The 13,772-nt window shown below is 72.0% G+C and carries 14 protein-coding genes; 7 read left to right on the plus strand and 7 right to left on the minus strand.

Annotated features, from left to right (window positions below):
• Nucleotides 1-131 precede the first annotated feature (131 nt).
• Nucleotides 132-593, plus strand: coding sequence for a hypothetical protein (locus ABD230_RS18625; RefSeq protein WP_344378715.1), 462 nt, complete (start codon nucleotides 132-134; stop codon nucleotides 591-593).
• Nucleotides 594-662: 69 nt separating this feature from the next.
• Here the strand turns inward: ABD230_RS18625 and ABD230_RS18630 are convergent, their stop codons facing one another.
• The gene (locus tag ABD230_RS18630; protein ID WP_344378717.1) at nucleotides 663-1,343 is read right to left on the minus strand and encodes a winged helix-turn-helix domain-containing protein; all 681 of its coding nucleotides are present in this window, start codon (nucleotides 1,341-1,343) and stop codon (nucleotides 663-665) included.
• Nucleotides 1,340-2,590 carry a sensor histidine kinase gene (locus ABD230_RS18635; RefSeq protein WP_344378720.1) on the minus strand — a complete coding sequence of 417 codons (1,251 nt, stop codon included), beginning with the start codon at nucleotides 2,588-2,590 and terminating at the stop codon, nucleotides 1,340-1,342. Before ABD230_RS18635 ends, ABD230_RS18630 begins: the two co-directional genes overlap by 4 nt.
• 188 nt (nucleotides 2,591-2,778) lie before the next feature.
• Here ABD230_RS18635 and phoU point away from each other — a divergent pair, with 188 nt between their 5' ends.
• A complete protein-coding gene (phoU, locus tag ABD230_RS18640) occupies nucleotides 2,779-3,432 on the plus strand; it encodes a phosphate signaling complex protein PhoU (RefSeq protein WP_344378724.1) in 654 nt (217 codons plus the stop codon).
• A 70-nt stretch (nucleotides 3,433-3,502) separates the two neighbouring features.
• Here phoU and ABD230_RS18645 read toward each other — a convergent pair whose 3' ends face one another.
• Entirely contained in the window at nucleotides 3,503-4,249 is a 747-nt protein-coding gene (locus tag ABD230_RS18645; RefSeq protein ID WP_344378727.1) for a phosphoglyceromutase, read from the minus strand.
• A 101-nt stretch (nucleotides 4,250-4,350) separates the two neighbouring features.
• Here ABD230_RS18645 and ABD230_RS18650 point away from each other — a divergent pair, with 101 nt between their 5' ends.
• On the plus strand, nucleotides 4,351-5,160 hold the full coding sequence (locus tag ABD230_RS18650; RefSeq protein WP_344378730.1) for a class I SAM-dependent methyltransferase: 810 nt from the start codon (nucleotides 4,351-4,353) through the stop codon (nucleotides 5,158-5,160).
• 53 nt (nucleotides 5,161-5,213) lie between these two features.
• On the opposite strand, the gene ABD230_RS18655 is transcribed toward ABD230_RS18650, so the two are convergent.
• The 4 genes from ABD230_RS18655 to ABD230_RS18670 form a co-directional block, all read right to left on the minus strand.
• Nucleotides 5,214-6,296, minus strand: a complete 1,083-nt coding sequence (locus ABD230_RS18655; protein WP_344378731.1) for an FUSC family protein — start codon at nucleotides 6,294-6,296, stop codon at nucleotides 5,214-5,216.
• The gene (ygfZ, locus tag ABD230_RS18660) at nucleotides 6,293-7,438 is read right to left on the minus strand and encodes a CAF17-like 4Fe-4S cluster assembly/insertion protein YgfZ (protein ID WP_344378734.1); all 1,146 of its coding nucleotides are present in this window, start codon (nucleotides 7,436-7,438) and stop codon (nucleotides 6,293-6,295) included. Before ygfZ ends, ABD230_RS18655 begins: the two co-directional genes overlap by 4 nt.
• A complete protein-coding gene (locus tag ABD230_RS18665) occupies nucleotides 7,438-8,046 on the minus strand; it encodes a nitrobindin family protein (RefSeq protein ID WP_344378737.1) in 609 nt (202 codons plus the stop codon). Before ABD230_RS18665 ends, ygfZ begins: the two co-directional genes overlap by 1 nt.
• 140 nt (nucleotides 8,047-8,186) lie before the next feature.
• The gene (locus ABD230_RS18670; protein ID WP_344378740.1) at nucleotides 8,187-8,534 is read right to left on the minus strand and encodes a hypothetical protein; all 348 of its coding nucleotides are present in this window, start codon (nucleotides 8,532-8,534) and stop codon (nucleotides 8,187-8,189) included.
• Nucleotides 8,535-8,585: 51 nt separating this feature from the next.
• Here ABD230_RS18670 and ABD230_RS18675 point away from each other — a divergent pair, with 51 nt between their 5' ends.
• The 4 genes from ABD230_RS18675 to pstS all read left to right on the plus strand — a co-directional run bounded on the left by ABD230_RS18675 (nucleotide 8,586) and on the right by pstS (nucleotide 13,716).
• Complete coding sequence (locus tag ABD230_RS18675; RefSeq protein WP_344378743.1) at nucleotides 8,586-9,275, plus strand: response regulator transcription factor; 690 nt, start codon at nucleotides 8,586-8,588, stop codon at nucleotides 9,273-9,275.
• Nucleotides 9,276-9,320: 45 nt separating this feature from the next.
• Nucleotides 9,321-11,522: an RNA degradosome polyphosphate kinase gene (locus tag ABD230_RS18680; RefSeq protein ID WP_344378745.1), complete on the plus strand. Its 2,202-nt coding sequence runs from the start codon at nucleotides 9,321-9,323 to the stop codon at nucleotides 11,520-11,522.
• Nucleotides 11,519-12,463 (plus strand): NUDIX hydrolase, encoded by a 945-nt coding sequence (locus ABD230_RS18685; protein WP_344378750.1) that lies wholly within the window; start codon nucleotides 11,519-11,521, stop codon nucleotides 12,461-12,463. Before ABD230_RS18680 ends, ABD230_RS18685 begins: the two co-directional genes overlap by 4 nt.
• Nucleotides 12,464-12,621: 158 nt before the next feature.
• Nucleotides 12,622-13,716 carry a phosphate ABC transporter substrate-binding protein PstS gene (gene pstS / locus ABD230_RS18690; RefSeq protein WP_425546261.1) on the plus strand — a complete coding sequence of 365 codons (1,095 nt, stop codon included), beginning with the start codon at nucleotides 12,622-12,624 and terminating at the stop codon, nucleotides 13,714-13,716.
• Nucleotides 13,717-13,772: the final 56 nt, after the last annotated feature.

Below are 13,772 nucleotides of genomic sequence, written 5' to 3' on the forward strand. Positions count from 1 at the left end.
GATATCACACCGAGGTAGTGCTAAGGTTCCGCCTCCGCCCCCGGGGGGCGCGGTCGCCGTAGGCTACACTCGACTCGATCCCACGCGCGCGGGTCCATGCCGCTGCGCGCACGCTCGTCCTTGGAGGTTCTGTGAAGGCGCGTCTCGCCGCATCCGTCGCCCTGGCTCTCGGCATCGCCATCGGCGGCAGCGGGTGCGCCATGCTGACCTACCAGGCGACGACCGAGAAGTACGACCCGAGCGACGGCGTCTCCGCCGACGTCGGGCCGCTCGACGTGCGCAACGCCCTCATCGTGAGCGACGACGGCGCCGAGGGCAACCTCGTCATGTCCATCACCAACACGGGCACCGACGACGAGACCCTCGAGGTCCAGCTCGTCGACGCCGGCGACACCTTCGAGATCGACGTCGACGCCGGCGAGACCGTCTCGCTCGGCACGGAGGACGAGGAGCCGCTGCTCATCGAGGACCTCGACGCCGAGGTCGGCGGCCTGGTCGAGGTCTACCTCCAGGCCGGCAGCGCCGAGGGCGTCGAGATCACCGTCCCGGTGCTCGACGGCCGCCTGCCCGAGTACGAGGACCTCGTCCCGTAAGGGACACCCCGAGACCACCGGAGCGGATGCCGCGGCGAGAGCCGGCGGCATCCGCTCCGCTCGTTCCGGCTACGCCTCGAACCGGTAGCCGAGGCCGCGCACGGTCACCAGCTGCACCGGCTCGGAGGGCGTGCGCTCGATCTTCGACCGGATGCGCTTGATGTGCACGTCGAGCGTCTTGGTGTCGCCGAAGTAGTCGCTCCCCCACACGCGGTCGATGAGCTGGCCGCGCGTGAGCACGCGCCCCGCGTTGCGCATGAGCAGCTCGAGCAGCTCGAACTCCTTCAGCGGCATCGCGACGGCCTCGCCGTCGACCTCCACCGTGTGGCGGTCCACGTCCATGCGCACGCGACCACCCTCGACGATCGCCTCGTCGAGGTCGTCGGGCTCGGCGCGCCGCCGCAGCACGGCCCGGATCCGGGCGAGCAGCTCGCGCGTCGAGTACGGCTTCGTGACGTAGTCGTCGGCCCCGAGCTCGAGCCCCACCACGATGTCGACCTCGGAGTCCTTCGCGGTCAGCATGATGATCGGCACGTTCGACCGCTGGCGGATCTCACGGCACACCTCGGTGCCGGGCAGCCCCGGCAGCATGAGGTCGAGCAGCACCAGGTCGGCGCCGTCGCGGTCGAACGCGGCCACGGCGACGAGGCCGTCCGCGGCCACCTCCACCTCGTAGCCCTCGCGCTCGAGCAGGAAGCTCAGCGGGTCGCTCAACGCGATCTCGTCCTCGACGAGCAGGATGCGGGTCACTCTCGGTCTCCTCGGGATGGCGCGGCCGGCAGGGCCGCGGCGATGCGGGTCTTGGCGTCGTCGCCGACGGGCGGGGCCGCGTCGGACTCGGGCTCGGTCGCGGGCGGCGCCTCGCGCGGGATCGGCCGCTCGGCGAGCGGCAGGCGGATGGTGAACGTCGACCCCCGCCCGGGGTGCGACCACACGCGGACGTCGCCGCCGTGGTTCTGCACCGTGTGCTTGACGATGCTGAGGCCGAGCCCGGAGCCGCCCGTGTTGCGCGAGCGCGCCTGGTCGACCCGGTAGAACCGCTCGAACACGCGATCGAGGTCCTCGGGCGCGATGCCGATGCCCTGGTCCGCGACCGAGATCTCGACGGCGTCGTCGTCGACGATGACGCCCACGCCGACGCGTCCGCCCTCGGTCGAGTACGCGATCGCGTTCGAGACGAGGTTGTGCAGCGCGACGACGAGCAGCGCCTCGTCGCCGTAGACCTCCGCGCGCGACTTCGCGCGCACCGCCACGTCGACGCCCTTCGCGGCGGCGACCACGCGGTTCTGGTCGACCGCGGCCGCGACCACCCGGTCGACGTCGACGAGCTCGTCGCGTCGCAGCGCGTCGCGCGCCTGCAGCCGCGACAGCTCGATGACCTCGCCCGTGATGTGCGCGAGCCGGGTCGACTCGACGCCGAGCCGGTCCGCGAAGCGACGGACCTGGTCGGGCTCGTCGGCGGCCTGGTCGAGGGCCTCGGCGAGCAGGCTCACCGACGCGATCGGGGTCTTCAGCTCGTGGCTGATGTTCGCGATGAAGTCGCGGCGCACCTCGTCGAGGCGGTGCGCCTCGGTGCGGTCGTCGGCGAGCAGCACGACGAAGCGGGTGCCCAGGCGCGCGACGCGCACCACCAGGCGGAGCGTCGCGTCGCCGAACGGCCCGCGCGGGAGTTCGAGCTCGACCGCGATGGGCTCGCCGGTGCGGCGGACCTTCGCCACGAGGTCGACGAGCTCCTGGTGCGCCAGCATCTGGTTGCGCACGAGCCCCATGGCGAGGGCGCCCGGCGAGGCCCGCAGGACGTTGTTGGACGGGTCGAGGACCACGCCCGCGGACTCCAGCACGTCGAGCACCTGGTCGACCCCGTCCGGGATCGTCGGCGCGGCGACGCGCGCAGCGCTCTGGCCGCGGCGTTCGGCCATGTGCAGCACGACCGTGAACCCGGCCCCGAGGAGGATGCCGAAGGTCAGCGCGGCCAGCACCGACCAGGTGGAGTCCATGGCACCACCCTAACCATGGCGGTCCGGCCCCGATCGCCCGTCCCCGCGTCGCTGCGGGGTAGGTTGGAGACTGTTCAGCCGCACGGCACCTGCCGTTCACCTTCGACGGCGAGGATGTCGCGGGCCGGTTCGCACCGGTCGTCCCGCGTGCCCGCGTGGGAACCCGAGACCATCGGAGGGTCAATCAGATGCGTGAGGTGTTCCAGCAGGAACTGCGCGAGGTCCAGGACGGCCTCGTCGAGATCGCGACGCTCGTCGCCGAGGCCATCGAGAAGGCGACGCGCGCCTTCAACGAGTCGAACGTGAGCCTCGCCGAGGAGGTCATCGCCGACGACCACCTGATCGACCAGCGGGCGCAGGCCCTCGACGAGCTGGCGATCACGATCCTCGCGCGCCAGCAGCCCGTCGCGCGCGACCTGCGCATCGTCGTGAGCGCACTGCGCATCTCGGCGTCGCTCGAGCGCATGGGCGACATGGCGACGCACATCTCGCAGCTCGCCCGCTACCGCTTCCCCGACAAGGTCGTGCCGAAGTCGCTGCGGCCGACGTTCGCCGAGATGGGCGCGCTCGACGTCGAGATCGCGAAGCAGCTCGTCGAGCTGCTCCGCAGCGAGGACGTCAAGCTCGCGGAGGAGATCCGCAACGAGGACGACAAGGTCGACGCGCTGCACCTCTCCGTGTTCGACAAGGTGCTCGGCGAGACGTGGAAGGGCGAGGCGGTCGACACGGTCGACGCGACGCTCGCCAGCCGCTACCACGAGCGGTTCGCCGACCACGCCGTGTCGATCGCGAAGAAGGTGCAGTACCTCGCCACGGGCGACTGGGTGCCCGAGCCGGTCTGATCGGCGTCACCCACGAGCGAGGGCCGAGCGGATGTCGCATCCGCTCGGCCCTCGTCGCGTGTCGGACGGGCTACTTCTTGCCCTGCGCCGCGACCGCGGCCGCGCCGGCGGCCGCTGCCTCCGGGTCGAGGTACTCGCCCGGCTTGGTCGGCATGAAGTCCTCGCCGAGCTCGTAGACGAGCGGGATGCCGGTGGGGATGTTCAGCCCGGCGATGTCCTCGTCCGAGATGCCGTCGAGGTGCTTCACGAGGGCGCGCAGCGAGTTGCCGTGCGCCGTGACGAGGACGGTCCGCCCCGTCTTCAGGTCGGGGATGATGTCGGACTCCCAGTACGGGAGCATGCGCGCGATGACGTCCTTCAGGCACTCGGTGCGCGGCATCTCGTCGTCGGAGAGGCCGGCGTAGCGCGGGTCGCCGACCTGCGACCACTCGGCGTCGTCGGCGAGCACGGGCGGCGGCACGTCGAACGAGCGGCGCCAGAGCATGAACTGCTCCTGGCCGTACTTCTCGAGCGTCTCGGCCTTGTCGAGGCCCTGCAGCGCACCGTAGTGTCGCTCGTTCAGGCGCCACGAACGGCGGACGTCGATCCAGAGCCGGTCGGCCTCCTCGAGGGCGATGTCGGCGGTCTGGATCGCACGCGTGAGCACCGAGGTGTGCAGCACGTCGGGCAGCACGCCCTGCTCGACGAGCAGCTCGCCGGCGCGCTTCGCCTCGGCGCGGCCGGTCTCGCTGAGCCGGACGTCGACCCAGCCGGTGAACAGGTTCTTTTCGTTCCAGTCGCTCTGGCCGTGGCGCAGCAGCACGAGGGTGTAGACCATGCGCCCAGCCTAGCGGCGCGCCGTGCGCGCCTCACGGGCGGGCGTCGGCCGGTGACGGATGCCGCCGCCTGCGCGGTGCGGGTGCCTGCGAGACTGGGGGCATGCCGGTCGGATCCATCACGCGGGGCACGACGAACACGAACCGCCTGCGCCGCGTCGACCGCTGGATCGCCGAGCAACCGGAGTTCCGGCGGGCGGCGGACCCGCTCGTCGTGGACCTCGGCTACGGGGCGAGCGGCGTGACCGCCTTCGAACTGGCCGCGCGCCTCCGCCGCGCGCGACCGGACGTCCGCGTGCTCGGGCTCGAGATCGAGCCGGGGCGCGTCCGGACGGCCGAGGCGCAGCTCGCCGACGTGCGGGCGGGCCGCACGCCGTTCGCCGCGGACCTGCCGGTCGGGTTCGCCCCGGGCGGGTTCGAGGTGCCCGTGCCGGGTGGGCGCGCGCCCGCGGTCATCCGCGCGTTCAACGTGCTGCGGCAGTACGACGAGGAGGCGGTGCGCGCGGCGTGGTCGCGGATGACGGCCAGGCTCGCCCCGGGCGGCCTGCTCGTCGAGGGCACGTGCGACGAGCTCGGCCGCATCGCGAGCTGGGTGGGCGTGACGGATGCCGGTGCCCGGACGTTCACGATCAGCCTTCGCCTCACGGGGCTCGAGGCGCCGTCCGTGGTCGCCGAGCGCCTGCCGAAGGCGCTCATCCACCGGAACGTGCCCGGCGAGCGCATCCACGACCTGCTCGTCGCGCTGGACCGGGCCTGGCGCGTGCACGCCCCGCTCTCGGTGTACGGGCCGTCGCAGCGCTGGATCGCCGTCGCGCGGGAGCTCCGCGACGGCGGATGGCCGGTGCACGGCGGTGTGCGCCGGTGGCGGCTCGGCGAGCTGAGCCTCGACTGGGCCGCGGTCGCCCCTCGGTGACCACGCGCGTGCCGCGGCGGCGAGCGCGGTGGCGCACCGACACCCCCGATCGCTCAGTCGCCCGGGAGCAGCGAACGGGCGTCCTCGAGGCCGACCCCGGTCGCGGTGAGCAGGTCGACGAGGTACGGGCGGAGCGCGGCGAGCGTGTTGCGCTCCCCCTGGGACCCCTCGGGGAGGATCGCGGCGGGGTCGAGGTGACGGAGGATCTCGGCGAAGGCGTGCCGCGCGACCGGTTGCTGGGAGACGTCCCGCAGGGACTCCTCCAGCGCCTGCACCGCGACCCCGATGCGCGCCACGACGTCCGCGACGGCGTCGCGCGGCCGCCCGTCGCGGAGCACCCATTCCACGCGTCGCGCGACGATGCGCAGGTTGCGCGTGGCGAGGTCGACGCCCGACAGCATGACCCGCTGCCGCTCGAGGTCGAACCGCGAGCGCCGCACGATCGGCGAGACCCGCGCGATGGCGAGGCCCGAGTCGACGCTCGCGGTCCAGTCCTCGACCGCGGGCTGCGTCGAGCGGGCCCGCGACAGCGCCCGGCCCGCGGCATCCGCATCGCCCTCGCGGAGCGCGTCGGTGAGCGCGGCCAGGACCGCGACGTGCTCCGCGAGCAGGCGACGTCCGTCGCGGAGCGCCGCCCGTCGGGGATCGCGCGGGATCACGGCGGTCGCGAGCAGGGCGAACGCGCCGCCCACGACCGCGTCGAGCGTGCGCACGAACGGGCCTCCCTCGGGCGCCGGCACCAGCATGACGAGCGAGCACTGCACCGCGGCGGCGATCGCGAAGGCCGCGTTCGGCGACAGGAAGCGCGCGACGGCGAGCGTCACCGAGAGCGCGACGGCGTACTGCACGAGTCCCGGCCCGGCGGCGAGCAGCAGGGCCTCGGCGAGCGCGATGCCGAGCGTCATCGCGATGACGGTCTCGAGCACCCGGACCGGGCGCGCGTCGCGCACGAACCCGAGCGACGTGATCGCGACGAGCGCCGAGATCAGCGGCTGCTCGTGGCCGACGACGTACCGCGAGAACGCGTAGGCGGCGACCGCGGTGACCGTGATCTGGAGGATCGCGGGGAGTGAGTCGCGCAGGCGGGCGAGGCCGGCGGCGAGGCGACCGGCCGTCTCGCCGCGCGCCGGGGTCACGGCCGGATGCCGAGCCTCGGCAGGCGGGGCACCGCCACGGCGGGCGCGGCACCGGCGGGCACGATCTCGACCTGCGCCGCCGCGACGTCGATGCCGTGGCTCTCGACGATGAGCTCGAGATCGGCGGGCACCGAGCGCTTGACGACGGCGAGCGCGATCGGGCCGAGCTCGTGGTGCATCGCCGCGGACGTGATCGCACCGACGACGCGCCGTTCGGGCTCCTCGCCGGGCGCCGGCTCGGGACGCTGCTTCATGCCGACGACGGCATCGCCCGGCCTCGGGAGGATGGTGTCGCTGCCGTCGAGGTGGAGCATGACGAGGCGGCGCGGCGGGCGGCCGAGGTTCACGACCTTGGCGACGGTCTCCTGCCCTCGGTAGCACCCCTTGTTCAAGTCGACCGCGCTGCGCAGCCAGTCGAGCTCGTGGGGCAGGGTGCGCTCGTCGACCTCGGTCGCGAAGCGCGGGCGCCAGGCCGCGATGCGGAGGGCCTCGAGTGCGAGCGCGCCCGCGACCTCGACCTCCCCGCGGCGGACGGCCGCCACGAGCCCGGGCAGGGCCGTGCGCGGCACGATCGCCTCGACGAGCCGCCAGGTCGCGCCCGCATGACCGGATTCGGGCGCGTACGCGTACCCGTCGTCGAGCACGCGCCGCCACGGGTCGGTCCAGGTGAGCGAGCCCTCGGGCAGCGCGACCGGGAAGCCGTCGCCCGACGGCATCGCGGCGACGACGGCGTGGTCGGCCGTGACGTCCGCCACCTCGACGCGCAGCATGAACCGCATCCGGTCGAGCCAGGCGGCGAGCGCGGGCGCGGCGCCGCCTTCGAGCACGAGCCACGTGCGCTCGCCGTCGTCGACGACGTGCACGGCGTGCTCGACGTGCCCGGCCGCGTCGAGGAACAGCGCCTCGGCGCTCTGCCCGGGCTGCAGGTGGTCGAGCGACCGGCTCGCCATGGAGTTCAGCCACGACCGGCGGTCGGGCCCGGTCACCGTCAGCACGCCGCGATCGGAGAGGTCGACGATGGCGCGCCCCTGCTCGAGTCGGCGCTGCTCGACCATCGGGTTGCCGTAGTGCGCGGCGACGCCCTCATCGGGCGGATCGCCGACGACCGCACCCGGCAGGGCGAGGAAGGGCGAACCGGTCATCAGTCGACCTTCGCGAGGCGGGCGGACGCGTGCGTGCGCAGGTCCTGGCCGAGCGCCGCGATGTCCCACGCCCACAGCAGGTGCCCCTCGACGAGGCCGTACAGGCGGGTCGCGGCCGCGTACTCCTTGGCGCCCGCCGTGCGCATCACGGCGTCGGTCGCGAGGTCGATGCGCGGGCCCTTCACCTGGCCGAGGTAGAGCTCGCTGACGCCGCCGGGGTGCACGATCGAGACCTCGAGGTCGAACCCGCCGGCGTCGTTGCGCAGCGTCTCGACCGACTCCGCGTCGGGGAAGCGGGGCTCGCCGACCGGCGGGAGCATGCCCGGGCCGGGGTCGCCCTCGCCGAGCGGGCGGGAGAGCCGCCAGTACCCCGTCTCGGACGCGAGCGGGGTGGGCTCGTCATCCGCATCGCGCGGGAAGAGCCACGTCGACGACGTGTAGTTGAGGTAGGGCAGGCCGTCGTGGCTGAAGCTCACGCGCTGGCCGAACTCGTGCGTGACCGAGTCGTCGCCGACCGTGTAGTCGAGGACCCCGGACCCCTCCCAGACCCCGATGAGCCAGGAGAGCGGCACGAGCTCCGCGGGAAGGTCGACCGGCAGTTCGATCACGGTCTAGCGCTGCCCCTTGAAGAGCTTGTAGACGACCACGCCGCTGATCCACGCGATGGTCAGGCTCGCGAGACCGAGCAGGCCGATGAAGAAGAGTTCGAGCGCGAGCAGCGAGGACATGGTGCGAGTCTACCCGGTGCTCACCCGAGCACCGGCAGCAGCGCGAGCACCCCCAGGGCGATGATCACGACCACGCCGGCGACCGACGCGCTCGCCCGGCCGAGGTAGCCGTGCGGCTGGCGGGAGGCCAGCTGGAGCAGGAGCGCCGCGATGACGGATGCCGCGAAGACGATGCCGAGCATCGACAGGGCGGCGTACGGCCCGGCGTCCTTGAACCACACGTGGCGCCCGCCCCACGACAGCCCGACGACCGTCGCCGTGCCGGCGAGCGCGATCGCCCAGGTGATGGGCGTGCCCCACCTGACGAGCCCCCTCGCCGGGGCCGCCTCGCCCTGCTGCATGCCGTCCGCCGCCATCTTCCGTCCCACGTCGTTCATCGTCCCGTAGTATTGACCGCACCTTACTACTGGAGGGTGTGCGTGGCGCAGCTGCTGATCCTGACGCCGGCAGCCAACGAAGACGTTCTCCCGGCCCTGTCTCTCCTGACCCATCGGGTGCGCGTGATCCCGGCGTCGCCCGACCAGCTGGTGCGCGCGCCCGAGGCCGACCTCGTCTTCCTCGACGCCCGCACGAACCTCGCGGGTGCGAAGGCCCTCTCCCAGATCCTCCGCACGACCGGGCTCTCGGTACCGCTCATCCTCGTCGTCACCGAGGGCGGGCTGACCGCCGTCACGCCGGACTGGGGCGTCGACGACGTGATCCTCGAACAGGCCGGGCCGGCCGAGATCGACGCCCGCATCCGGCTGTCGCTCGGCCGCGCGCAGGCGTCGCAGCCCGCCGAGCGGATCCAGACCTCGGGCGTCGTGATCGACGAGGCGAGCTACTCCGCGAAGGTGCACGGTCGCACGCTCGACCTCACCTACAAGGAGTTCGAGCTCCTCCGGTTCCTCGCGGCGCACCCGTCGCGCGTCTTCACCCGCGAGCAGCTGCTGAGCGAGGTGTGGGGCTACGACTACTTCGGCGGCACGCGCACGGTCGACGTCCACGTGCGGCGGCTGCGCGCCAAGCTCGGCGACCTCGACAGCCTCATCGGCACGGTCCGCAACGTCGGCTACCGCTTCAACGTCCACGAGGACGACGAGCAGGACGCGAACCTCACCAGCCGGTGACCCGCACTTCACCACCGCGTCACGGCCCGGTGGCATGATGTGTGGATGACCGCGGAGACGACCCTCGACGAAGACCGCACGGCGAGCGACTTCGACGACGACTTCGAGCCGCTCGACACCGACGGCGCGCCCGAACTCCTCGACGAGCGCTACCTCGACCGCGAACTGAGCTGGCTCGCGTTCAACCAGCGCGTGCTCGAGCTCGCGGAGGACCCGCGGCTGCCGGTGCTCGAGCGGGCGAACTTCCTCGCGATCTTCGCCTCGAACCTCGACGAGTTCTTCATGGTGCGCGTCGCCGGGCTGAAGCGCCGCATCAACACCGGCCTGGCGGTGCCGACGAACATCGGGCGGACGCCGCACGAGGTGCTCTCCGACATCTCGCAGAAGGCGCACGAGCTGCAGTACCGGCACGCGGCGGCCTACCAGGAACTGCTCAAGCCGGCGCTGGCGGAGTCCGGCATCCACGTGGTCTCGTGGGGCGGGCTCGACGAGTCCGAGCGCGAGCACCTGCACGACTACTTCAGCGGGCAGATCTTCCCGGTGCTCATGCCGCTCGCGGTCGACCCGGCGCATCCGTTCCCCTACATCTCCGGCCTCTCGCTGAACCTCTCCGTCCGCGTGCGCAACAGCCGCACCGGCCGGCAGGAGTTCGCGCGCGTGAAGGTGCCCCAGATGCTCCCCCGGTTCGTGCGCGTCGACCCGTCGGAGTCCGTCGAGGACGCCCGCTACATCGCGCTCGAGGAACTGATCGCGAACCACCTGGGCGACCTCTTCCCCGGCATGGAGGTGCTCGACCACCACGTCTTCCGCGTCACGCGCAACGAGGACGTCGAGATCGAGGAGGACGAGACCGAGAACCTCATCAAGGCGCTCGAGAAGGAACTGCTGCGCCGCCGGTTCGGTCCGCCCATCCGCCTCGAGATCTCCGACGACATGGACGAGGTCACCCTCGGCCTGCTCGTGCGCGAGCTCGACGTCACCGAGCAGGAGGTCTACCGCCTTCCCTCGCCGCTCGACCTCGGCGGCCTCTTCGACCTCGCCAAGATCGACCGGCCGGAGCTGCACTACCCGACGCACGTGCCGGCGACGAACGTGCAGCTGCAACCGTCGGAGCCGAACCGCCGCGCCGACATCTTCGCCGCGATCGGCGAGAAGGACGTCCTCCTGCACCACCCGTACGAGTCGTTCGCGACGAGCGTGCAGGCGTTCCTCGAGCAGGCGGCCGACGACCCCGACGTGCTCGCCATCAAGCAGACGCTGTATCGCACGTCGGGCGACAGCCCGATCGTGGAGGCGCTGATCGACGCCGCGGAGTCCGGCAAGCAGGTCCTGGCACTCGTCGAGATCAAGGCCCGCTTCGACGAGCAGGCGAACATCTCGTGGGCGCGCAAGCTCGAGAAGGCCGGCGTGCACGTCGTCTACGGCCTCGTCGGGTTGAAGACGCACTGCAAGCTCGCGCTCGTCATCCGCCAGGAGAAGGACGGCCTCAAGCACTACAGCCACATCGGAACGGGCAACTACAACCCCAAGACCAGCCGGATCTACGAGGACCTCGGGCTCCTCACGGCCGACGACCAGGTCGGCAAGGACCTGACCCGGCTATTCAACGAGCTGTCGGGCTACGCGATCGAGAAGAAGTTCAAGCGACTGCTCGTCGCCCCCCTCCACCTCCGGAAGGGACTGCTCAAGCTCATCGCGCAGGAGACCCGCAACGCCGAGTCCGGCCGGCCCTCCGGCATCCGCATCAAGGTCAACTCGATGGTCGACGAGGCCATCATCGACGGCCTCTACCGTGCCTCGAACGCGGGCGTGCCCGTGGAGATCTGGGTGCGCGGCATCTGCAGCCTGCGACCGGGCATCCCCGGGCTCAGCGAGAACATCGAGGTGCGCTCGATCCTCGGGCGCTACCTCGAGCACTCGCGGATCTTCTCGTTCCACAACGACGGCGACCCGGTCGTCTACATCGGCTCGGCCGACATGATGCACCGCAACCTCGATCGACGCGTCGAGGCGCTCGTCCGGCTCACCGACCCCGACCACGTCGCCGAGATCGGGGAGCTCTTCGACGAGGCGATGGCCGAGCACACCAGCTCGTGGTGGCTCGCGGGCGACGGCACCTGGACGAGGCACTCGACGGATGACTCGGGCCGCCCGCTCGACGACCTGCAGCACCTCCGGATCCAGCGGGTCGCCCAGCGCAGCACCCGCGTCGCCCAGCGCGGCACGCGATCGGCGAAGCGCCGATGAGCAAGGTCGCCACCGCCGTCTACGCAGCCGGCGCGGTCTGCTGGCGCGTCATCGACGGGCGGATCCACGTGCTCGTCGTGCACCGCACCGTCTACGGCGACGTGACGATCCCCAAGGGCAAGGTCGACCCGGGCGAGACGCTGCCGCAGACCGCGGTGCGCGAGATCGCGGAGGAGACCGGGCTTCGGATCGCGCTCGGCGTGCCGGTCGGCGTCTCCCGCTACCCGCTGCCGAGCGGCCGCGAGAAGATCGTGCACTACTGGGCGGCGCACGTCACCGACAAGGCCGTGCTCGCCTCGACGTTCCGGCCGAACTCCGAGATCGCGGCGCTCGAGTGGGTCACGATCAAGCGCGCCCGTTCCTACCTCACCTACGAACCCGATCGCGAGATCCTCGACAACTTCGCCGCCCTCGTCGACCAGGGCGTCACCGACACCTTCGCGCTCATCGTGCTGCGCCACGGCAAGGCGACGTCCCGTTCGGGGTGGAAGGGCGCCGACACGTCGCGCCCGCTCGTCGACCGCGGCGTAACCCAGGCCGCCGGCCTCGTCGAGACGCTCCGCGCGTGGAAGCCCCGCAAGATCGTCTCGAGCCCCGCCGTGCGGTGCGTGACGACGGTCACGCCCTTCTCGGCCGCCACCGGCGTCCCCATCAAGCGCGACGACGGCATCAGCCAGGACGCGTGGGAGTCCGGCACGGACGAGGTGCGCCGCGTGATCGGCAAGCGGGTGCGGGTCGGCAAGACGGCCGTGGTCTGCAGCCACGGCCCCGTGCTGCCGGAGATCATGCGCGAGATCGCGCTCGCGACCGGCACCCCGCTGGGCGCGTACGTGTCGGACGCCGCGAGCCTCGAGGTCGGGGCGTTCAGCGTGGTCCACCTGTCGTCGTCGAACCCGTCCTCGGGCATCATCGCGATCGAGACGCACGCGCCGTCCGCCTAGTTCACCGCGGACTCCCAGCGGGGGCATCCGCACCGAAAGCCGCCGTTCACCTGCCGTTCACCATCGTGGGGGACGCTCGTCACGCACGCTGATTAGCGTCGCAGGCGGGTCGGGCACCCGACCCGGATCCTGCACTCCAACCCCCGGAAGGGAATCACGTGAACCTCAAGCGTTTCGGCGCGCCCGCCGTCATCGCCATGACCGCGGCGCTCGCGCTCAGCTCCTGCGCGGCGAACGAGGGCGGCTCGACCGACACCGCCGCCTCCGAGTCGACCCTCTCGGGCAACCTCGTCGGCGCCGGCGCGTCGTCGCAGGACTCGGCACAGCAGGCGTGGATCGCCGGCTTCCAGACCGCGAACCCCGACGTCACGATCAACTACGACCCGACCGGTTCGGGTGCGGGTCGCGACACCTTCCTCTCCGGTGCCAGCGACTACGCCGGCTCGGACCGCGCGTTCAAGGACGACGAGATCGCCGCGGGCGGCTTCGAGAAGTGCGCCCCCGACACCACGATCGTCGAGCTCCCGCTCTACATCTCGCCGATCGCCGTGATCTTCAACGTCGAGGGCGTCGACAGCCTCAACCTCGACCCGGCCACGCTCGCGGGCATCTTCGCCGGTGACATCACCAACTGGAACGACCCGGCGATCGCCGCCACGAACGAGGGCGTCGAGCTCCCCGACCAGGCCATCACCCCGGTCCACCGTTCGGACGACTCGGGCACGACCGAGAACTTCACCGACTACCTCGGTGCTGCGGCGCCCGACGTGTGGACCTACGAGGCCGACGGCGTGTGGCCGTTCGAGGGCGGCGAGGGCGCGCAGGGCACCTCGGGCGTCGTCGACGCGGTGACCAACGGCACCGGCACCATCGGCTACGCCGACGCGTCGCGCGCCGGCGACCTCGGCACCGTCGCGGTCGGCGTGGGCGGCGACTTCGTCGAGTACTCGCCCGAGGCCGCGGCCGCGATCGTGGACGCCTCGCCGTTCGTCGAGGGCCGTGACGACCACGACCTCGCGATCGAGCTCGACCGCACCTCCGAGGAGGCCGGCGTCTACCCGATCGTCCTGGTCAGCTACCTCATCGCCTGCCAGCAGTACGCCGAGACCGAGAACGTCGAGCTCGTGAAGTCGTACCTCTCCTACATCGCCAGCCCCGAGGGCCAGGACGTCGCGGCCGAGGCCGCCGGTTCGGCCCCGATCTCCGACTCGCTCCGCGAGAAGGTCACGGCGGCGATCGACTCGATCCAGTAATGCGACGCGTGCCCGGTCCGGTCGCTCCCGCCACGGAGCGCCGGGCCGGGCACGCC

The sequence above is a fragment of the Agromyces tropicus genome, assembly GCF_039531345.1.
Taxonomy (GTDB): Bacteria; Actinomycetota; Actinomycetes; order Actinomycetales; family Microbacteriaceae; genus Agromyces; species Agromyces tropicus.